The organism is Photobacterium sp. J15, from assembly GCF_963870815.1.
GTDB lineage: Bacteria > Pseudomonadota > Gammaproteobacteria > Enterobacterales > Vibrionaceae > Photobacterium > Photobacterium marinum.
In genome coordinates this window covers 885,627-906,442 of sequence record NZ_CAWMUI010000002.1, presented here as the reverse complement: position 1 = coordinate 906,442, position 20,816 = coordinate 885,627, and the positions used below count along the sequence as shown (strand labels likewise).

Sequence of the window (20,816 nt, the reverse complement as noted above, 5' to 3'; positions counted from 1 at the left end):
CCCTACTCTGATTTAATCTCAACGTCATCTGCCTGATCTTCAATCGGCGCTGTACTCACAGGCTGTTTATCCGATTCGTTTTTTTCATCAATGTTGGCTGGAGATGTTACCGGAACAGCTGGTTTCTCAGGTTCTGTTCCTTTAGGTTGCTCGAAAACCAAGGTCTGTACCTGAAATGTATAAAGGTGATTGATCTGGGAATTATCAAAGACAGCCACACCAAAGTAATAAGGCTTCGTTAAGTCTTTAAACTGAACATCTTCTCTTTCTGCATTTTCTCCCGTCGTAACCAGTTTACGCTTAAACTCAATTGACCATATACCCTCTTTCCAGACAGCTTTGGCACTGATATCACCACGGGAGCCAGTGAACGGCTCAACTAAAACCGCCGGAATTCGTTGACCGGGTTTAAACGTATCCAGGAAAGCCACCTGATCTTTAGGTAGTAATGCGTAGTTATCGACATCATTCCAAAGCCGGGTCCCCATTGCCGGCATTTCTTTTTCTTCCGCAATATTGGTGCTGTAACCGCCACTGGTTTTATGATCGTTTTTACGCCCCCAGTTCGCATGGTCTATCGGATCGATGTTTGAATCCACATATTGATCATCAAACTGATCGGTTAGACCGGTTCGAACCGCCTTCCAGTGCCACATATCAATGGTTTCTTCAGCCAATCGGGTGAATTTCCGACCTGGGATTTGGTTTTCAATATCAGCCACTTTGCCTTCGGCATCAGCCATATGACAGGCAATATCGCAGCCCTGAATCGTGAACCCTTCTGCGTTGATATTCCAAAAAATGCTCGTCTTATCTTCGTAGAAAGTATTCTCGTGACCGGTCTTGTCCTTATTCATTAATCGCTTCCAGCTGTTATCTTGCTGCTTTTCCCACGGAAACCGTGTCACGCTTTTGGTCGGGTCTTCCCACTGCACAAAGAAATATACAAACTCATCATCATATAAAGAGCGAATCGAATAATTGGTACTAAGCACCCCTTCATACTGCTCTGGCTTATAGACGGTCTGATCCAGCACCAGTTTTAATGGTGCGGCTTTTATCCATGCATCTTCTGCCACCGCATCCAATGTAATCGGCTGCTGAGTTTTGAAACTCATCAACGGAATTTGGGCGTTTACTGACAAGGATACAGTCATGCCAATAGCAAGGAATAACGACGTTACACTGAAATGCCGGTGCTGATTCATATGACTTTCTCCATCCACATAACTACCGTCTACTCAGACAATTACCAGACGGCATGTAAGCGATAAATATAGTTCACACTGGTTGAGACTTTCTCTCCATTCCGAAACACCTTTCCTCACCATCTGCACAAGCAAGCTTGAAAATTGAGGAACATCAAAACGAGTAAAAATCATCCACATAAAAAGTAACCGTTAACTACACTTGAACTGGATTTAAAGCGGTTTTGACAGGAGGCATATATGAGCTTGATTCCAAGAGATTCATGGTTTGACTTCAATCAGTTTTTTGAGAACGCATTTCCGGCTTTAAGACAAAGCTTCGATATTGATACCTTCTCGCCAAGGATTGATATCATCGAAAAACCGAACAGCTACGAGATCACTGCCGATCTTCCTGGTGTAAAAAAAGAAGACATCAGCGTTCAAATTCATAACGGTAACTTGTTAATTGAAGCATCGACTTCAAAAAGCGAAGAACAAAAAGAAGGTGACCGGGTTATTCGTAAAGAGCGCTATGAGGGCAAACTGATGCGCAGCTTCTATCTTGGTCATAACCTGAAACAAGATGATATTGAAGCTTCATTTACTGATGGTGTTCTAAAAGTAGAAGTGCCAAAAGTCGAACCAACAGCACCAGCCAGTAAGAGTATTGAGATTAAATAATCTCATTTATTGATAGAAAATAAAAAACGGCGCCCGAAAGAGGCGCCGTTTTATTAACATAGGACAATCAAAATTAAAGAGTACAACCAACCGGTGATGAACCATCCCGCGGCCAGTGTGTTGTTCCGTCGTTAACTGATAATGACAAGAAATCTAATCCGACACTCATTGAAGCCGATGGCAAATCGTCTTCAAGAACATACATCCCCACAGGAACGCTACCACCTTTAGCATTTGAGCTAACCTGCGTTGAGGCCAAGCTTGAATAACGTAAACCGAACATATCAAAATACTGACGCCAGTCCTGATTTGTCAGCTTACTTAAAGCTACCAACATAAAGTCATTCCCCGGAATTGAACGCACATCCTTACCACCGTATACAGCGTGCCCAGAATATGGGAATGCACTGAAACCTAATCTATCTCGATTAGCCAGCCACTCAGTTTCGTTGTCAGCGTATTTACGGAAAATGCGACTATGTTGATACAACAAAGTGAAGATATGGAAACCATTTTCCAGGTTATCGCCAGTTGACATCACTTTGTTGTCCAGACGAAGGGCCATTTGAATGTAAAACGCCATACGATAGCCATTATGTACCGCGTATGCATTGCTCTTCCAGGGAGCGGTGAAACGGTCGGTAGCGTCAGCTTCCATTACCTTACATTTGTGGTTTAACACAACACGCTGGTTCGAACTGTTTGTTACATGAGCAGCATCTGACATAAACACATAGAACAGCTCTTTATGGTTCATGTGACCGTCTGTAATTGTTGTCGTGTTAGCATCACGCACATAGTGCGATTTCCACTTCACATAATAAGGGAAAATGTTATTGGAGTTTTCTCCTGCACGGGAGCTGTATTTGGTCCAGTCATCCTTCTCAGCATCCTCAACATATTGTACATTCAGGCGATTGGTTTGAAGGTTATGGCCAAGTTCGTGGTTATCCCCCCAACCTGTAGGCGAAATCACCCAAGATGCATCCCATGGATTACCACTACAGCCACTGCCGCAATGGGCATTCTGATCGTAGTTTGCATGCTGAATGATTGTGCGCATATGTAGCGACTCATCAAAACAATCTGATTCACTAAACAGGCTACTACATATTGTTTGCACATCTGAAGGTAACGACTGCTTCAGCGTCTTGCCTTGGATTTTGTAGCCGGCAAGCGTGTAAACATTATTAATGTGATCATTTTCGATCGAGTGCAGCAACGCATTCACTGTCTGATACTGGCTGCCGAGAGCATCCATGAAACGATCCCGACGTAAATGCTGCTCCGCACCGTCTGTCCGTAAATCGACATGCGGCAGTTCAGTATTTTCAATGGCCTGATTAAAACGCGTTATCTCTGCTTGATCACTGAAATCCATAATCGCAGGGTGCTTAGCGACACCCTTCGCCTTCACTGATACCTGAACAGGTTGATCATCTCCCTCAAGATAAGCGTAAATTGGACCGCCATAAGGTGATGAAAACGACACTGTTTCACCAGCATTAACAGCAATACGCTGCTGTTTAACTTCCAGAGGCCCCCGATAAACGTTTGTTTTATAGGCACGATTGGTGTTACTACGGTGATAATTCAGCTTTATTTCCAGTTTGGTATCACTGTTATCTGTTCGGGTTACCGTCACTTCCTGCCCTGGCAACACATACCAGCCTGTTGTTGTCCACTGCTCTGTATACGGTACGCTGAACGTACGAGTTTCCTCAACTGTAGACGGGTAGCGGTAATGAGCATTACTTCCCTTTACCACTTGTGAACGTTCGAGAACGTATACACCCAAATCCGGTTGAGGAAGGTTATTCTTACGCGCATAACTTACAGTCCAATCAGCAAACATAGCCTGTTGCCAGGCAGTAGGCTCCGATTGTTCAATTGGATAATCAATTGTAGAACGGTACTTATCAGACAACAGTAAACCTGCTTTTATCAGGCCATAATGCTCAGAAGAAAACACATCAATTTTAGCGTGGTCCAGTCCTATTGCTGACTTACGATACCAGTCTGCGCCACGCTTAAAGGCATCCATAAAGGCGGAATCATCACAATAAATAAAGTTCTTTTCGCAATTACCCAACGATGCAATATCAAACTGACCGGAATCCAAGCGAGACAACAGTTGTTTCACTGTCTGCCAAATAGGATCCGTGTTTTTCCAGCTTTCAATCTGAAAATTCACCGCATGGTGCTTACTCCAGTAGTTCCCATTTCCCTGAAGGCCCATATAACTATAGAGAGGCTCTGCCATTGTGCTTGGATTGCGCTTGTAGTTCATTACAACAACAGGAATGCGCATCGACTTTGCTTTCTCAATTGCCGCTTCAACTGCTTGATAGCCTCGATTTTCACGGTCAATGTCGCTGAAAACAATTAGGTCAGGTTGCTGCTGATCAATACAGGAAGACAGGTCTTCATAATCACAGCTATTGGCCGTATTGATAATATGCTTGTCAGGATAGTACTTATTCAGCCATGTTCGAATGTCTTCGTTGTGTGGGAAATACCAGCTATCCGCTTTACTCGGTACATGAGATGTAACCAGATTAAGCGCTCGATTCGGATCTTCATTGTTAATCAGCCAATTCAGAATGTTTTTTAACAACTGATCGGTTTCGTCGGAAGTATCCACAGAGAACATATTAGCGCTCATCGCGGCATATCGATGCTCGCTTTGCTCTCCGACATAAACCATTCCCTCTGATGAAGCTTTACCATCACCATTCTGTGTGGATTTCAGTACAGCAAAAGTATTTTCGGGCATGAATTCCGAAAACGTAATGGTGTCATGTGCCGGATTCCATGACAGTGTTGCACCTACCCCCTGATACAACTTATCCAGTAATGCGGTTCGCTGGCTTTCAATCTCAGTGATTCGTTTTTTGCTGAATTGAATCAGCTCACTGACAGAAGCCTGTGTATGATCCTCGCGTTCAATCGCTACTTCTGCATTGGTGATAAACGATGCACGAATATTACAACTCTCAGAAACCGGAGCAATCGTATATTTATTCCCACTTAACTGGCCATCACAGCCTGTCACCGACTGAATTTGATAGCCCGCCTGAGGCGAAATGGTAAATGTATAAGATTGGCCTTTTTGTGCCGAGTAGTTTGACGGCGATACAGCACCGCCACCACTGACCTGTGATTTAACTGAATATTGTACAGAGCCATCTTTATTTGTATTGTCACCACCGCCGCCATTACAGGCAGCAAGCAAACTGACAAAACTTAACGTTGCCACACGTTGATAAGACGATATATGCCTCATCAATTACCTCTTCTTCACGTCTGTTATTTTATGATTTTGAAATGCAACTTTTGTTGATACAAAAGATACTAAGCGGAGTCAAAGTGTTTACGTGGTAACTGGGCTGAAGTTAACAAACCACCTGCCGGAAAATGTAAGATAACTCTCTGTCATCTAGGACTAATTTCTGACAGCAAGTGGTTATAAGGAAAATATTACTTTAATTTATGATTGACTATTTTTTACTCACTTATAACAAGCATAAATAGCATGATTCAAAAGAACGCCGCCTATATTTTCTGCATGAGGAATAATTCCCTCAAATGTCATATTAAGACGTTCACAAACCGCACGACTGGCGGCATTTTCAGTCGCCGGTGTAATTGTCACCACTTCCAGTTCTAATTCTTCAAAGGCGTATTGAATTAGAGATCGACAAACACGGGTGATAATGCCTTTATGCTGATGCTCAGCAGCCAGCCAGTATCCAATGTCCGTTTTTTTCAGGTTGGGAAGAATAGTATTGAAACCGGAAACACCAACAATGCTTCCCTGATACTCGATTGCACATACCATACTCTTACCGTCAGCATAGTCATGCAGCGATTTTTGTATAAAGGCTTTAAAGTCATCAACTGTAGTACAGAAACGCGGCCATGCCAGCCATTGCGACAGATGTTCCAAATTACCCGCCACTTGTTCTGCTATTGACGGTGCAAGCTTCTCATTAACCAGCACCAGGTTTATCTCATCATCAACCTTTAATCTGAACATTTGCACATCCTTATATTATTTTTGATTTAATATCATGCATTTAAAGTTAATCGACCCTTCCTCCTGGCACAACCTCCTGATGAGCAGCAGGAAAGCAGATGGGTGTTGGATTCCTGGATTTCCGTGGTTACAATAGCTTTTTACATCCTCTCCACAAGGTTATTTATTGTGACACCCCCTCAAACAGCCAATACTGTTATTGTTCTCGACTTCGAAACCACAGGCCTTTCTCCTAACATGGGAGATCGCGCGATCGAAATCGGTGCAGTGAAGATGGACAACGGTATTGTTGTCGACCGTTTCCAGCAACTGATGAATCCAGGATTCAGAGTCAGTAGCTTTATTGAAGGTTATACAGGCATCACAAACCAGATGCTGCAAACTGCCCCCGGCTGTGATGAAGTAATGGACCAATTTGCCGATTTTATTGCTGGTTACAATCTGGTTGCACACAACGCATCATTTGATCAGCGTTTTCTGGATGCAGAACTACAACAGATCGGCCGAAACTACGACGGTAAGTTCACCTGTTCTATGCTGATTGCCCGCCGCTTGTACCAGGAAGCGCCAAACCATAAACTTGGCACTTTGGTAGACTATAAAAATATCGATAATGACGGTGTTTTTCACCGGGCGCTTGCCGACTCGGAAATGACCGCAAAGTTATGGCTGAACATTCTTGACGATCTGAAATCTGACTACCAGATTTCGATGCCGACATTTTTGATGATGCAGAAACTGTCAAAAACAGCTAAAGCCTCTGTACCATCATTCTTGAGAAAACAGACCAACCGATAAATATTGGTATACTTCGTTTCATTGGATTAATAGCAAGCGGCCACCCTCTTTTCCCTAAAAGTCTGCCGTATGGCTAAAACCAAAAACTAAGGAGCAACAATGGGACTGTTCGATGCAATTTTAGGAAATGCCGGTGAAATGAGCGCCGAAGATGCGACGGAAGAACTGGCCACGATTCTTGGGCCTGAAGAGCAGATTGAGCTGGCTTACAAGTTAATCAGGGACATGATAGTACTGACAGACCGCCGCCTGATCCTAATTGATAAGCAAGGCGTAACAGGCAAAAAAGTGGAATACCGCTCTGTGCCTTATAAATCAATTACCATGTTTACCGTAGAATCAACCGGACATTTCGATCTGGATGCAGAACTGAAGCTATGGGTTTCTGGTCAGCCAGCGCCGATTGCTCTAGAGTTCAATGGTAAAACTAACATCTATGACATGCAGGGAGTGCTGGCGGCTAAAATTGCCGGTAAGTAATATTCTGATTCATATAAAAGCCACTGTTTGTCATTAGCAGGACTCTGACAAGCGGTGGCTTTTATAAATGGATATATCAAAGCTGAGTACTCAGGTTTACTCAGGCACAACCCTGGCTGTCTGGCCGTCAATATTTACCCGGACACGCTGACCAACCTGAAAGATCATGTTCGGGTTAACTTCCTGAACGATTGCGATGGTTTCCCCGCTGTCCATTTTTATTGTGATGTTCACACCATCACGACGCGTAACCCCTTCAGCAGCTTTACTACCGGCTACACCACCTAACACACCACCACCAATGGCAGCGATATCAGAACCAGAACCACCACCGATTTTTGATCCCAAGATCCCGCCGACAGCAGCACCGGCAATAGCCCCAACCGCCTGACCTTCACCTTCAATACTCACGGGTTCAAGCTTTGTTATCGTACCGTAACGTACCTGCTGAATGGTTCGAGTATCTCTTACCCCATATGAGTCACCATAGGGATTGTTCGAACACCCAGAAAAGCCAAATACCGACAGAAGCAGCACAACAAAATAAAAAACTTTCACATTATCACCTGCATAACCTAAGTAATTGACATTCGCTGACATAAGTATAGCAAGGCGTTTTTGTGTCAATATGAGGCATTCATCGAATACCAATCAAAGCAAAATTGCGCACTAAACAACCAACAACGGTTAATTACACACCTTTACAATTGATTTTTATGCCAAAAAAGCTATTTTATGCACCTCCCGCATTTATCTCTGTCCAGCATCAATGAAAAAGCACAGCCTGTATACTCACCTAATGGTGACTTCCGTTACCTGCTCTATGCTTTTCTTGCTTGTAATCGCTACCAATACACTTACCGGATACACACTATTCTCTTCCCCATTTGACTGGAAAACTGAGGTAAGGGAAATCAGCCGGACTGAAGAGTACTGCGAAGAGTTTTCATCATCTGCTGCTATACCGGACAAACCACTTGCAAGCCTGAGTTACTATCTTGTAGCGAAAGAGATAAGCTCAACCGCTTACACCTCATTAGATAAGCATCAGGAACAACGCAGATTACCACTCCGGATATGGCATAAGCGGAAAATTGAAAAGCGTTCCGCCTGGAAAGAAATCAAACGAAACGAACAGCTGTCCCCTTGGCATACCGCTGACCTTATTACGTTCGACTTACCTAATTTAGCCCCTTTCTATCCACCTTCAGGCTTTCGCCTCGGAGGGTGGAAAGAGAGCAATACCCTGTATAAAGCGTTAAACGGCCACCCGTTAACAGCAAACCTGAATTGATAAGAAATTTGAATTTGAGGCCACCCTCTTTGTGAATTAAACAACTGATACAGATTTATGCACAACTATCGACCACGACTGGATTTGCCATTACTGATGGCCATCGCCGTACTGATTTTTCTGAGTTCATTAACCGTATGGAGTGCCAGCGGATTCAGTGAACCCATGCTTGAACGTCATTTAGCCAGAGCGCTGATTACGCTTTGTGCCATTATTGTCATGTCTTCAATTCCACCAATAAAATACAAGCACATCGCCCCTTACTTATACGGATTAGCCGTTGTGTTACTTGTTGGTGTTATTGTTATGGGTGACAGCACCAACGGCTCGCAACGCTGGCTGGCTCTGGGTCCTGTTCGTTTCCAGCCATCAGAACTGGTTAAAGTCGCAATCCCAATGATGATTGCATGGATGCTGGTAACAGAAGCAGGCAGGCCTGATCTGAAGAAAATCGCCACCTGCCTATTGGTAACCGGAGTCCCGGCAGGGCTGATCTTTATTCAACCCGACCTTGACGGCGCTATCTTCACTGTAATTTACGCACTGTTTGTTTTGTACTTTGCAGGAATGAGCTGGAAAATCATCTCTTCATTTATGGCCGCGATAGCCACTGCTGTTCCCATCTTATGGTTTTTCGTAATGGCGGCATACCAGAAAAAGCGTGTTGTTCAGTTCCTTGATCCTGAGTCTGACCCGCTTGGTGCCGGGTACCAAATTATTCAGTCACTTATCGCCATTGGTTCTGGCGGAATAAAAGGAAAAGGCTGGACCAATGCAACACAGGGGCAATTGGGTTTTATTCCGGAAAGCCATACAGATTTTATTTTTTCGACTTATGCGGAAGAATGGGGATTCCTTGGCAGCGTGCTTTTACTTGGCCTGTATCTATTTATTACCTGTCGCGTTATCTGGCTAGCTAACCAGTGTGAGTCACCGTTTAACCGCTTGGTAAGCGGTGCACTGGCACTGAGCTTCTTCCTGTACGCATTTATTAATATTGGCATGGTAAGCGGAGCATTGCCGGTAATGGGAAGTCCTCTACCGTTCTTTAGTTATGGTGGCACGGCCATGATTACCCAAGGCGTTTGCTTCGGTATTATCATGTCACTTTGCCTGTACAAACCATACAAAAAGAAATAGCGCTATTGCCGCTTACTGATACGGTTCTCTACCCGCTCCTTTCCATTCACTACGGCCTTGCTACTCTGCAAGGCCTTTTTTTTCTATCTATTTCCGTAAAGCAAACATCTTAATGCACACTCAAAACACTCGATATTTTGTTAATCATCGTTTCAGCATTCGTTGGCTTAACAATGTAGTCATTTGCCCCTAATTCGAGACAACGCTGGAAATTTTTAATGTCAGTGTAGCTAGTCAACATGATAACCGGCATTTCCGCCAGTTGTGGAACATGCTTCATGGCAGCCAAGGTTTCAATTCCGTTCATGATTGGCATATCAATATCCAGAATCACCAAATCCGGTAAAATCACCTTAGATTTTAGAATTGCCTCCACACCATTCGACGCTTTCTCAACACGTATTCCCTTCGGTTCCAACATGGTAGAAATGATCTTCAACATGAAATCCTGATCATCAGCGACAACCACTGTAATACCATCAAGCCCGTTACCATGAGATTTAGAAAGGCTCGTCTGTTGTTTTTTCAGATCAGAATCCAACTCATTAAAAAAGTCATCACTCTGACTTCTTAATTCATCCAACTGAATACCGACCTGGTTATTTTGGAGGTTTGTTAACAGACTTTCCAACTGTTTTGACTCAAGCGAATTGAATAACTTTTGCACTTCCCTCTTCAGGGCATTGTCGGGCACATCACCAAAGATACCATTAAACCCGGTAATGATTTTTTCTATCAGGTTAACCTGCTTTTTACCTGCAATCTGATATTTATCTTTTAAGCCGCCTATTTCATCTGAAATATTCTGAATGTTTTTGCCAACTAACTGTGCCTGAGACTCTAAGCGTTCTTTTTCAGCTTTCAATTTCAACAATTCAGCCAGCTTAATCATAGTAAAAGCAATTTTATTGTTATCATAGATGGGCTTTATCATTTCATAACTATCAAACACACCATCAATGCAAACTGAAAATGCTTTTTTCCGGTATTGTTTGTCACATAAAACCAGTGAAGCATGTGGATGAATAAATATTTTCTCTCCAACCGGAGAACCTTGCAAGAAATGCTTTACCGCAACAGAATCTTCGATCTTTTCAAAAGCATAAATAAATAGTAAAGGTTTTTCTTCAGCTACAAGCGAAGTGAACTTTTCACTTTGTTTTTTCCCGATAGGTTCAAAATATAGCGCAGAGAAGTAAGGGCTAAGAATATATCTAAGAATATCGACAAAGCCTTTTTTATGATAAAGCACAACAACATTCACATCATCATTTTTACTCATATTGCTACCAACCTACAAAAGCCCTTTGACAACCAGATATGTGCGATAGTTTAGCTAAAATGCTCCTTTTTTATATAATTTTCAACACGTTCTATCTCTTGTTTTAACCCTGGCTCAATTTTGCTGATTTCATCCCAGTTTTTATCTCTCGCCAAAATTTCGAGCTCTTTGAAAATCATTCCAAGACTTCCTACTCCACTAGAGTTCGAAGCTCCTTTTGCAGCATGCGATGACTGACGCAACTGTTCACTGTCATGGTGTGCTATTGCATTCTTTACTTCACTGAAATAGTCATCAAGGCATAGTTGATATGATGACAAAATTGAATTAATCACATCTTGCTCATCTGTCCCTAGAATTTCCTTCAACTGCTCATAGTCAATCGGGGGATGATTCACCACATCATATTCTGTTACAGCACTGTGATTCACTTCAGCATTTAAAAATTCAGGAGATATATTTTGAGATGAAGATGCATCACCCTCCTGACTTAACCTCCCTATCCAAAGAGCTAATTTATTGCGTAACTTATTTAATTCCACCGGCTTAGACAAATAGTCATCCATACCGGATTCTAAACAATGATCAGCTTCACCAACCAAAGCATTTGCCGTAATAGCAATAACAACCGTGCGTTTTGGCAACTGATGATCCTGCTCTTCTTTACGGATTTCCGCCGTTAACTCCCAGCCATCCATATTGGGCATATGGCAGTCGGTTAAAACAATTCCAAACCGTCCTGTACGCCATTTTTCGAGTGCTTCAAGGCCATCATTTGCCATTTCAAAATGATAGCCAAGCCGGCTTAGTTGCTGACCAATAACATCCTGATTTGTCGGCTGATCTTCAGCCACCAGAATCAAACTGTCAAAATCTTCAATATCATTTTCATACTGAGTAAAACTATTTTCAAAATCCTGAGCCGTACTCTGTAACAAACCATAAGCCGGATTATTTCTATCGGTGATAACAGAAAGGGCATGTACAAACTCAGAAGGTTTCAAAGGCTGACAACTGGCAATATACGTATTACCTCTCACTTCGCTTCTATCTGATGCTAACTGCTCATTAAGAATTAGAAATCTTGGCCAGTCTGAAGAGTGATTATCTGAAACTTTCATGAATTTGTTCGCAGTACTCTCGCGATCAACGATCACTACATCAATACTATTATCGATATAGTTACCAATCGAAGTTACCGTTTCAAATTCATCAAACTTGAAATAACAGCAGCCCATTTGTTCTAGTATATTACAAACAACTTTAGTCAAATTTTCATCTGTGAGGGCAACGAAAGCATTTACTCCTGATAAATTGACATTCGAGAACTCCTTCTCTGATACAGAATCAGTATTAACTGGAATAACAATATTAAAAGCAGAGCCAGATTCAGGCGTACTTTCAATATCGATATATCCATTCATCAAATCTACAAATGATTTTGTAATACTCAACCCCAAGCCTGTTCCGCCATATTTACGTGTTGTAGATGAGTCTGCCTGAGTAAATGGCTGAAACAGCTTAGTTATCTGGCTTTCTGTCATACCTACGCCGTTATCAATCACTTCAATGCCGATGCAAAATCGATTCTCTAAAGATGTTAATGTGGCTGTTCTGACGAAAACAACACCCTGTTTATTTCTTCCTTGAGAGAATTTAATGGCATTACCCAAAATATTGACAATGATCTGGCGCACCCTAACCGGGTCAAGCAACAAATAAGCCGGGGTATTGAAGTCAGGAATAATATAGACTTTTACGTTTTGGTTAACAGCATGCCCCCATAATCCTTCCACACACCGCTCAATGATGGCTAATAAGGAGACTGGAGACAAATCAAGCTCCATTTTTCCGGATTCAATTTTTGAAAAATCAAGAATTCCGTTAATGATTTCGAGTAAAGAAAAAGCAGACTCCCGAATGGTACCAATCATTCTCTTCTGGTCAAGATTGAGCTTTGTCTCTCTCAATAAATCTATCATTCCAATCACGCCATTCATCGGAGTGCGAATTTCATGGCTCATTGTTGCAAGAAAATTAGATTTTGCCTCGCTGGCTTGTCGTGCTGAATGACCTTCTTTCTCCAAAGCAATTTGCGTCAGGCGCTCTTCAGTCATATCCAGATTAACACCAAACATTTTAATAGCTTTGCCATTTTCTGTAACAACGTCAGCAGCAGCTTTTACCCAACGAATCTCGCCATTTTGCTTATGAAATATGCGAAATTCAGCTGAAAAAGGGACAAAATTTTCAATAGTTTCTTTCAGTTTCTGCTCTGTTGTAACCAAATCATCCGGGTGAACTCTTTCTCTCCAGGTATTGTAATCCAGTCCGGCTTCCGCCTCATCAACACCATAAATCTCATACATTCGCTCATCCCATATGAGATCATTGCTGACAATATCCCATGTCCAGTTACTGATTCCGCCCGCTTCTGAAGCTAAATCTCTGCCTCGCAATAATTGTTCTCTCAACCGCTTAGATTCTTCAAGTTCGAATTCGAACTTTTTACGTTTGGTTATATCTTCAACAATCGAAATAAAATACTTAGGTTTGTGCTCTAAATCACGAACCAGAGAAACCGCTAAGCTAATCCAGATTTCCTTGCCTTGTTTAGTATAAAAACGTTTATCAAGTCGATACGTTTTAATTTCATCAGACAATACTTTTTGCAGCATATTCAGATCATATTTCAAATCATCCGGATGAGTAAGCGCCTGAAAGTTTGTCTGCAGCAGCTCTTCTTTCTCATATCCCAGTGTGTCGCATAACCTTTGGTTTACATCAATCCAGCGACCGTTGATATCTACCTGTGCTATCCCTACGGCAGCTTGAACAAAAGCGGCTCGATAAAATATTTCATGCTCTATTTCTGCATCAGAATCAGAATCAGAATCAGAATCAGAACAACTTAGCTGTTCAGTCCCGTTTCTTTCTGGGGTACCTGGCGAACTTTCGGCATGCTTTTTAAGTAAAGTACGTAGTGAAAAAACAAATACCCCCCTAGCCCCAGAATGCATAGTAAATTAAGGAAACTAACCGAGAGGACAAAGAGGTCTGCTCGTTTTAACGGCTCCGCGTCTGAATGTAAAACAATAGAAACAATCGCATAACCACTTACAGCCAAAACCAATCCGATAAGCATAAGGAATAAAAAGAGCTTCTTTGATTTCATACCATTTCTGCCCTGATAGTACCCGGCTCTCTGTACTGAGTGATCCGTCCCGGCTAAGGGTAAGACTACTCATAAGCCAACAAACACCATATGCAACAATAGTAGTACCTAATTTTCAAAGTACTTAAATTACGCTTGTTTTTCTGATAGATGGCACGTTTGACTAAAGTGAATTCAGCATTAACACTTTCCTTAACTGCATTGTTTTTGATACTAATAAAGTGCATACCTATTCAGGGACATCAAGGAAGAAGAATGAAAGACGAAACGCTATCGATCCATTACGGTTACGAAACCGATCCGACAACAAAATCTGTTGCCACTCCTATCTATCAAACTGTTGCCTATGAATTTGAGAATGCGCAACACGGCGCGGATCTGTTTAATCTTGAGGTACCGGGAAATATCTACACCCGCATCATGAACCCGACGAATGATGTTCTCGAACAGCGCATGGCAGCATTGGAGGGAGGCATTGCCGGATTAGTTGTCAGTGCAGGAAGTGCGGCTATTAACTATGCCATTCTTACTCTTGCTGAATCCGGAGATAATATTATCTCCACACCTCAGCTCTATGGTGGCACCTATACTCTGTTCGCCCATATGCTACCGAAACAAGGCATCGAAGTTCGTTTTGCCAAAGATGATAAACCTGAAAGTCTGGCCGAACTTATTGACGAGAAAACCAAAGCCGTTTACTGCGAAAGTATCGGTAACCCGGCAGGTAATATCGTTGATATTGAACGTATTGCCGAACTTGCACACGCTCAGGGCGTGCCAGTGATTGTCGATAATACCGTTGCCACACCAATTCTTTGCAAACCGATTGAGTTTGGTGCGGATATTGTTGTTCACTCCCTTACTAAATATGTCGGCGGCCACGGTACAACGCTGGGTGGTGTCATTGTAGACTCCGGTAAATTCCCGTGGGCTAAGTATAAAGAGCGTTTCCCGGTTCTTAACCAGCCTGAGCCATCCTACCATGGCGTTGTTTATACAGAGGCTTTTGGTGAAGCCGCGTTTATTGGTCGTGCTCGTACGGTACCGCTGCGTAATACAGGCTCTGCATTATCGCCAATGAATGCTTTTATGCTGATTCAAGGACTTGAAACGCTGGCATTGCGAATGGAAAGGCATACAGAAAACGCACTCAAGGTTGCGGAGTATCTTAAGAACCACGATAAGGTTAGCTGGGTAAGCTATGCTGGCCTGCCAGACTCTCCGTTTTATCCATTGGCTGAAAAGTATATGAAAGGCAAACCGTCTGCGATTCTGTCCTTTGGCCTGAAAGGCGGTTATGACGCTGGTGTACGATTCTATGACAGCCTGGAGATCTTCAAACGCCTGGTAAATATCGGTGATGCCAAATCCCTGGCCTGTCACCCGGCTTCAACTACTCACCGCCAGCTAGGTGAAGACGAACAGCGACAAGCCGGAGTCAGCCCGGAAATGATCCGTCTTTCAGTAGGTATCGAACATATTGATGACATCATTGCTGATTTGGAACAAGCGCTGGACGCCTGAGTTTCATAACTGACAGCTTTTCAAAAACGTAGATGTGGCAGCTCTGTGAAATGCTGCCACATCTCAAACTACTCCTGCAGTCTGTCTTCATTAATTTCGCAACATGCTGATATACTGAGTTATATCTTAATTTATTACAGGCATTCCGAAGCCTTGTTCAATCAGCCGAGACACCCCATTTGACTCAGAATCAGACACCGCACAAGGTTCAAAAAAATCTCATTAAAGTGGCGACATTTAACCTGTTCAACTACATGGAGCCACCGTCAGCATATTATGATTTCGAGAACATTTATGATTCTGAGCAGTGGCAGAAAAAGCAGCGCTGGATTCGTGATTACCTGTCCGAATGCCAACCGGATGTGATCGGGTTTCAGGAGGTATTTAGCCCTGATTCATTACAACAGTTACTGAATGAACAGGGTTACCCGTATTTCGCTGTTGTTGATCAGCCAACACTTGTCACTGACTACATTTATAAAAGTCCTGTTGTCGCTATCGCTTCGCGCTACCCGATCCAATCTGTTGAGGCCGTTGTCGCAGACAAAGAAAAAGCCACAATGATGGGGCTAGATGAAGGATTTAGCTTTAGCCGAAAACCACTTCGGGCATCCATTGAGCTGCCTGACCTTGGTTTATGCGACTGCTATGTTGTTCACTTCAAATCTAAGCGTCCGACAACTGATGACGCTGATATCGACGCAAAAAACAATGCAGATAAAAACAGCGAGGCTGATATTACTCAGATTCTCACTCAAGCTGTCACAGGAAGCTGGGCATCATCAATCCAACGAGGTTCGGAAGCCGCCTTACTGCTAACTCACATTATTGAACGACGCATTCAAACCAAGAATCCGGCGATGTTAATGGGCGACTTCAATGATGACCTTAAAGACGGGGTTTTACGACACTTACTGACATATACAACCGCAGGAGCGTCCGAGACAAAAGAAGGCTTTGTGCCAGCACAATTACAGGACAGTTGGGAACTGTTCAAAAAAGTCCTGCTTCTGAATGAACAAGATGCCTCATCCCTACCCAATTTAGCCACCAAAGCCGATAACAATTCATCAGACAACCGGACTGACATAATCGCCCGCCCCTTCAGTCATTATTACGCTAACAAAGGCTCTGTCATTGATTATATTTTGCTGTCTTGCGAATTCGATACTGAATATCAGGAAAATATGGCAGAAGTTATTGCCTATCACACCTATGACAGGCACTTGATTAATCCTATCTTTGATCGGGACAGTCACAGCACAGATCATGCTGTTGTTATGATTTCTATTAAAACTCGCAATTAGATATTAATCGAACCTGACCATAACAGGTAAGCCTTCCACTTTGAGCTTTTCCGGTAAAGGATCATCAAAAATGATTTTAACCTTCAACATGCTTTTCTGCCCTTCAAACGGGCCGGCCAGCTGAGGGGGAATTTTATCAGCTAGTTCAACTTCCCTACCAACTCTGGCTTCAATTGATTCACCACTGGAAAACTGGATCACCGCTTTATTGCCCTGCTGAACTTTCTCTATGTGTTTGGGCAATACATAGGCATTTACCTGATACTCCTGCGCAGTAGCAATTAACAGCAATGGCGTTTCTTCAAACACCCAATCTCCCGGCTTAATCAGCAGGTCCACAATTCTGCCGCGGCTAAAAGCCACTGGTTGCAGCTGTGTCAGGCTGCTTTCCAGCTCCGCTAGCTCCCTTTTTATCTGGTTCAGCGCTATAGATTGCGGGCCGGCTGAAGCCAGCTCCTGAATTTTCCTCATCTCGTCAATTTTGCGCTGCAATGCCTGCTGGTAGCTGAGTTGTGACTGGGTTCGAATCTGTAGAACAGCGGCAAAATCAGCACTCGATACCATGCGCTGCTTTTTGTATTTTTCGTATTCTTTAAATACCTTCTCCTGATTTTCAGCCCCTTCTCGTGCAATTTTTATCTCTTCATCCAGGGCTGCCATCTTTGCCTGGTTGTAGTTTTTCCAGTCAAAAAGCAATTGAGAAAGTTGAAATCGCCGCTCAGCAATACTGGCTCTCAGTAGCGGTGAGCTGACTCGCATCAATGGCGTGCCTGCTTCAACATCATCACCAACAGCAACAAACACATCATCGACCTGACCTTCTCCGCTTGCAACAACAAGTTGAGGCTCTGTAGTCACAATTCCCGGAGCCGTGGTTATCACCCAATCCCGCCCAACATACCAAAGCAGGAAGACAACCGGACTGAATGTCAGTGCCAGAATCAGATACCAGCGTATGCTGAAAGCCACCCGCCTTGCTGGTGCATATGGAACTCTGACTCCTTCATCTCTGGTCGCATCCTGCTGTTTCGGAGAATTAAATACGACCTTCACTTCGACCTCTTCTTAAGGCGAAAATGCCACCAGCGAAATTGCTGACCTCGCTTTAATACCCACCATGGCGCCATGCCACTTTCTTCATGAGCCCGACGGAAAAGTTCATTCAAAATTGCGACTGCGGCCCACATCCGGATCAAAAAGGTATAAACAGGAAACAGAAACAGCCATGGCAGAATTTTAAGATCTTTATAAGGCTGCTCGGAAATAGCGATAACAAAAACCAGAAGATTGATGAGTGAGAAAAAAAGATATATCAGATAAAGCCCGATCATCAGTGCGGCAACAAACTGCGACGGAAAACTGAACACGAGCCACCAAAGATAAATCGCTACAAGCAAAGGAAGAACGATATTCTGACCAATACCGAACACAAGTGTATATATGAAGGTTTTCCAGCCCAGTATTCTGGGGGTCATTGAATAGATGTGCTTACGTAAATATAAAAACAGTAAATCACCATCCCAGCGCAACCTTTGCTTACATAAATCCACAACGGTCGCCGGAACGTCAGTATGACCAATAGCCCTGGCGGCAAAGCCAATTGTCATTGCCGGATAACGACGCAGGTAGTGTTTGATCCTGACAGTCAGATCGAGATCTTCTGCCGTGTGTGTATCCCACCCGCCAATACTTTTAAGAAAGTCGCGACGAAACGCACCGAATGCACCGGAGATATTATTAATAAGATTCCATTCACTTAAACCTGTTTTGCCTCCATGCATAGAAATCATGTATTCGATACCCTGCATTCGGGTAACAACACTCTGGCTTAAATTTCTCACCCGCAGTGCACCGCCAACAGCCGGCACATTAGGATCATCAAAACACCGGACAATTTCATCGACCATATCATTATCAAAGGAAGTATCGCCGTCTGCGTTAATGATGATCTCGCCAGTCGCCACTGCCAGTCCCGAATTCAGTGTTGATACCCGACCACCGCGCTGCCATTTTGGTAACAGCACTAACTTCCGGTTCGTTACGCCGTCAAAATCATAAATACAGGCACGGGCAGCCTGATAGGTATGTTCATTTTGCTGAGCACCATCAATCACAGCAATAATCTCAATCTGTCCGGGATATACCTGCTCACGCAGTGTACCCACAGTGATCCTGATAGCCTCACCCTCGGAATAGCAGGTAATAATGCAGGAGACTTTAGGCAACGGGCCTTTTCGCCTGTTGGCTTCTTTACCATATTGCCTGCTGAACCACTTTAAAATGCCGCTCAGGGTAAGAATAATCAGAGGTACTTCAAACGCGAGCAGCATAGGCAGCAACATTGCCATCACCAAAGGCGTATTGGCGATGTTACCGCTCAAATCAGTCAGCAGATAGCGAACCGTGAACCACCATTCACTCATAATGAACCACATCTGCCAGCCAGGCTTTCAACCAGTCTTCCGCTATCTGATCCTCTGGTACCGGTAACGCTTTCACTTCAACAATCAGTTTTAGTTGTTCTAAACCTTCTACATCCCCCAGAGTGGATATCCGATTTCTTAATACCTCCCAAACTTTGTCACTGGTATGCGACAGTAATAGAATCAGAACATCATCTGAATACTGACAAACAACATCAGTTTCCCTGAAAAGCTTCTGCATCCGTTTAACTAACTCTGTGATTCTTTCCTGAGCTTTCGTCAAACCAAGATTGATCTTCACCTCGGCTAAATTCGACAACCAAATCATCATCATCGTATTGTCGCCACCGTAACGACGCTGATTGGAGCTGACCCACTGCATCAGCCAGGGAAGATGATCGACCGTCAGTGGCGCTCCCCAGGTCAACGGCAGGTGCAACATATGTGAACCTTCGAGAGCTATCTGGCGAGCCAGTTTGCCGAGGGTAAATTCATGAACTGGCGATACAGTCAAATCATCAGGGCTTTGTATTTCTCCACAATCATGGCAACGCGCCTTGACCGGAGCTTCAATGAACCTTGCATAGCAGGATAAGCAACTGTATCGCTCTAACGGCCGATCGTAGTCCACACCGATATGACGCAGCTTGGTTGAGCATTTCGGACATTGCATGATCCCGGACAGCATGAACACATCCTGATCATCAACATAACCGCAGATAAAACAGTGGACGCCGGGCTTCAGGTGAATGTCGATACTGTTACATTCAGGACAAACATCGACGAAATTTATTCGTGAACCGTGACATACCCGGCACAAACGCAGCCGATCAATTAACTTTCCCGGAACAAGCAAGTGATGATCAACTGCCCGGCTCAAAGCCAGTTCGGCTTCTCCCCCGAGCAGACAATCCAGTAACGGATAGGAATAACCTTTCTGATATTCTGCCGACCAAACAGGGTGAACATGAAAATATGACCTTGGCCAGCAATACCATGCAATCAAATCAAGTGATTCAGGGTGCGGAGAAAAGTGAAGTAACGCCAACCTGTCCAGTACTTGCGGGATTCGTTCCCACATATCACCGAGATAACCATCGGCTAATACATCAGACAGCTTACTTTTAACAACGCAAAAAACAGGCTGAAGGCGACGCATGTCATCACAACGGATCTCAACCAACAGCTCATCCTGTCGGGAAGGTTCAACATTGAGCAAAACCGAAGGATGACTGTCAATATCCCATAAGCTAACCTTGTCGACACAGTCCATCATGTCCTGTACCGGATCTCCGATAACCTGCACCTTAGTATAATTTTCGGCAACTCTTGTCATTACGCTTCCCGCCGCAACGTCTAACAGAAAGACAGCAATATGACCGACATTTGTGCATTACGCATCGACTGCCAGTACCTGTTTATGTTGTTCACTTTCTGACAGTTTAGGAAGTAATGGTTAGGATAATGCGACTTGTTTATAAGA

16 protein-coding genes are annotated in these 20,816 nt (G+C 43.5%); 7 read left to right on the top strand and 9 right to left on the bottom strand.

Going from position 1 to position 20,816, the window contains the following annotated elements; genetic code table 11:
* Positions 1-2: 2 nt before the first annotated feature.
* Complete coding sequence (locus AACQ93_RS20955; RefSeq protein ID WP_064608450.1) at positions 3-1,208, bottom strand: ethylbenzene dehydrogenase-related protein; 1,206 nt, start codon at positions 1,206-1,208, stop codon at positions 3-5.
* 240 nt (positions 1,209-1,448) lie between these two features.
* On the opposite strand from AACQ93_RS20955, the gene AACQ93_RS20950 reads away from it, so the two are divergent.
* Positions 1,449-1,871 (top strand): Hsp20/alpha crystallin family protein, encoded by a 423-nt coding sequence (locus AACQ93_RS20950; protein ID WP_007465884.1) that lies wholly within the window; start codon positions 1,449-1,451, stop codon positions 1,869-1,871.
* A 73-nt stretch (positions 1,872-1,944) separates the two neighbouring features.
* Here AACQ93_RS20950 and AACQ93_RS20945 read toward each other — a convergent pair whose 3' ends face one another.
* Both AACQ93_RS20945 and AACQ93_RS20940 read right to left on the bottom strand, forming a co-directional pair.
* Complete coding sequence (locus AACQ93_RS20945; RefSeq protein WP_064608448.1) at positions 1,945-5,157, bottom strand: ImpA family metalloprotease; 3,213 nt, start codon at positions 5,155-5,157, stop codon at positions 1,945-1,947.
* A 225-nt stretch (positions 5,158-5,382) separates the two neighbouring features.
* Complete coding sequence (locus AACQ93_RS20940) at positions 5,383-5,910, bottom strand: GNAT family N-acetyltransferase (RefSeq protein WP_064608446.1); 528 nt, start codon at positions 5,908-5,910, stop codon at positions 5,383-5,385.
* 168 nt (positions 5,911-6,078) lie between these two features.
* On the opposite strand from AACQ93_RS20940, the gene AACQ93_RS20935 reads away from it, so the two are divergent.
* Both AACQ93_RS20935 and AACQ93_RS20930 read left to right on the top strand, forming a co-directional pair.
* Positions 6,079-6,708 carry a 3'-5' exonuclease gene (locus AACQ93_RS20935; RefSeq protein ID WP_064608443.1) on the top strand — a complete coding sequence of 210 codons (630 nt, stop codon included), beginning with the start codon at positions 6,079-6,081 and terminating at the stop codon, positions 6,706-6,708.
* Positions 6,709-6,807: 99 nt separating this feature from the next.
* A complete protein-coding gene (locus AACQ93_RS20930) occupies positions 6,808-7,188 on the top strand; it encodes a PH domain-containing protein (protein WP_064608441.1) in 381 nt (126 codons plus the stop codon).
* A 96-nt stretch (positions 7,189-7,284) separates the two neighbouring features.
* On the opposite strand, the gene AACQ93_RS20925 is transcribed toward AACQ93_RS20930, so the two are convergent.
* Entirely contained in the window at positions 7,285-7,788 is a 504-nt protein-coding gene (locus AACQ93_RS20925) for an outer membrane lipoprotein (protein WP_369808750.1), read from the bottom strand.
* A gap of 169 nt (positions 7,789-7,957) precedes the next feature.
* On the opposite strand from AACQ93_RS20925, the gene AACQ93_RS20920 reads away from it, so the two are divergent.
* On the top strand, positions 7,958-8,482 hold the full coding sequence (locus AACQ93_RS20920; RefSeq protein ID WP_064608439.1) for a hypothetical protein: 525 nt from the start codon (positions 7,958-7,960) through the stop codon (positions 8,480-8,482).
* Positions 8,483-8,539: 57 nt separating this feature from the next.
* A complete protein-coding gene (gene rodA / locus AACQ93_RS20915) occupies positions 8,540-9,622 on the top strand; it encodes a rod shape-determining protein RodA (protein ID WP_064608437.1) in 1,083 nt (360 codons plus the stop codon).
* 109 nt (positions 9,623-9,731) lie between these two features.
* Here rodA and AACQ93_RS20910 read toward each other — a convergent pair whose 3' ends face one another.
* Together AACQ93_RS20910 and AACQ93_RS20905 are read right to left on the bottom strand one after the other, a co-directional pair.
* Positions 9,732-10,904 carry a response regulator gene (locus AACQ93_RS20910; RefSeq protein ID WP_064608435.1) on the bottom strand — a complete coding sequence of 391 codons (1,173 nt, stop codon included), beginning with the start codon at positions 10,902-10,904 and terminating at the stop codon, positions 9,732-9,734.
* A 50-nt stretch (positions 10,905-10,954) separates the two neighbouring features.
* Positions 10,955-13,924: a hybrid sensor histidine kinase/response regulator gene (locus tag AACQ93_RS20905; RefSeq protein ID WP_064608433.1), complete on the bottom strand. Its 2,970-nt coding sequence runs from the start codon at positions 13,922-13,924 to the stop codon at positions 10,955-10,957.
* Positions 13,925-14,334: 410 nt separating this feature from the next.
* Here AACQ93_RS20905 and AACQ93_RS20900 point away from each other — a divergent pair, with 410 nt between their 5' ends.
* Together AACQ93_RS20900 and AACQ93_RS20895 are read left to right on the top strand one after the other, a co-directional pair.
* Entirely contained in the window at positions 14,335-15,603 is a 1,269-nt protein-coding gene (locus AACQ93_RS20900; RefSeq protein WP_064608431.1) for an O-acetylhomoserine aminocarboxypropyltransferase/cysteine synthase family protein, read from the top strand.
* A gap of 227 nt (positions 15,604-15,830) precedes the next feature.
* Positions 15,831-16,910 (top strand): endonuclease/exonuclease/phosphatase family protein, encoded by a 1,080-nt coding sequence (locus tag AACQ93_RS20895; RefSeq protein ID WP_255377262.1) that lies wholly within the window; start codon positions 15,831-15,833, stop codon positions 16,908-16,910.
* A 3-nt stretch (positions 16,911-16,913) separates the two neighbouring features.
* Here the strand turns inward: AACQ93_RS20895 and AACQ93_RS20890 are convergent, their stop codons facing one another.
* Genes AACQ93_RS20890 through AACQ93_RS20880 form a run of 3 tightly spaced genes read right to left on the bottom strand, consistent with a single transcriptional unit; the run spans position 16,914 to position 20,669 of the window.
* Positions 16,914-17,963, bottom strand: a complete 1,050-nt coding sequence (locus tag AACQ93_RS20890) for an HlyD family secretion protein (RefSeq protein WP_064608429.1) — start codon at positions 17,961-17,963, stop codon at positions 16,914-16,916.
* Positions 17,960-19,333: a glycosyltransferase family 2 protein gene (locus AACQ93_RS20885; protein ID WP_064609646.1), complete on the bottom strand. Its 1,374-nt coding sequence runs from the start codon at positions 19,331-19,333 to the stop codon at positions 17,960-17,962. Before AACQ93_RS20885 ends, AACQ93_RS20890 begins: the two co-directional genes overlap by 4 nt.
* Entirely contained in the window at positions 19,326-20,669 is a 1,344-nt protein-coding gene (locus AACQ93_RS20880) for a TackOD1 domain-containing metal-binding protein (RefSeq protein WP_064608427.1), read from the bottom strand. The genes AACQ93_RS20885 and AACQ93_RS20880 overlap by 8 nt, the downstream gene beginning before the upstream one ends.
* Positions 20,670-20,816: the final 147 nt, after the last annotated feature.

Coding starts and splice junctions, on each gene's coding strand:
- AACQ93_RS20955 (WP_064608450.1), bottom strand. CDS start 1,208: ATGAATCAGCACCGGCATTTCAGTGTAACGTCGTTATTCCTTGCTATT.
- AACQ93_RS20950 (WP_007465884.1), top strand. CDS start 1,449: ATGAGCTTGATTCCAAGAGATTCATGGTTTGACTTCAATCAGTTTTTT.
- AACQ93_RS20945 (WP_064608448.1), bottom strand. CDS start 5,157: ATGAGGCATATATCGTCTTATCAACGTGTGGCAACGTTAAGTTTTGTC.
- AACQ93_RS20940 (WP_064608446.1), bottom strand. CDS start 5,910: ATGTTCAGATTAAAGGTTGATGATGAGATAAACCTGGTGCTGGTTAAT.
- AACQ93_RS20930 (WP_064608441.1), top strand. CDS start 6,808: ATGGGACTGTTCGATGCAATTTTAGGAAATGCCGGTGAAATGAGCGCC.
- AACQ93_RS20925 (WP_369808750.1), bottom strand. CDS start 7,788: ATGTCAGCGAATGTCAATTACTTAGGTTATGCAGGTGATAATGTGAAA.
- AACQ93_RS20920 (WP_064608439.1), top strand. CDS start 7,958: ATGAAAAAGCACAGCCTGTATACTCACCTAATGGTGACTTCCGTTACC.
- rodA (WP_064608437.1), top strand. CDS start 8,540: ATGCACAACTATCGACCACGACTGGATTTGCCATTACTGATGGCCATC.
- AACQ93_RS20910 (WP_064608435.1), bottom strand. CDS start 10,904: ATGAGTAAAAATGATGATGTGAATGTTGTTGTGCTTTATCATAAAAAA.
- AACQ93_RS20905 (WP_064608433.1), bottom strand. CDS start 13,924: ATGCATTCTGGGGCTAGGGGGGTATTTGTTTTTTCACTACGTACTTTA.
- AACQ93_RS20900 (WP_064608431.1), top strand. CDS start 14,335: ATGAAAGACGAAACGCTATCGATCCATTACGGTTACGAAACCGATCCG.
- AACQ93_RS20885 (WP_064609646.1), bottom strand. CDS start 19,333: ATGAGTGAATGGTGGTTCACGGTTCGCTATCTGCTGACTGATTTGAGC.
- AACQ93_RS20880 (WP_064608427.1), bottom strand. CDS start 20,669: ATGACAAGAGTTGCCGAAAATTATACTAAGGTGCAGGTTATCGGAGAT.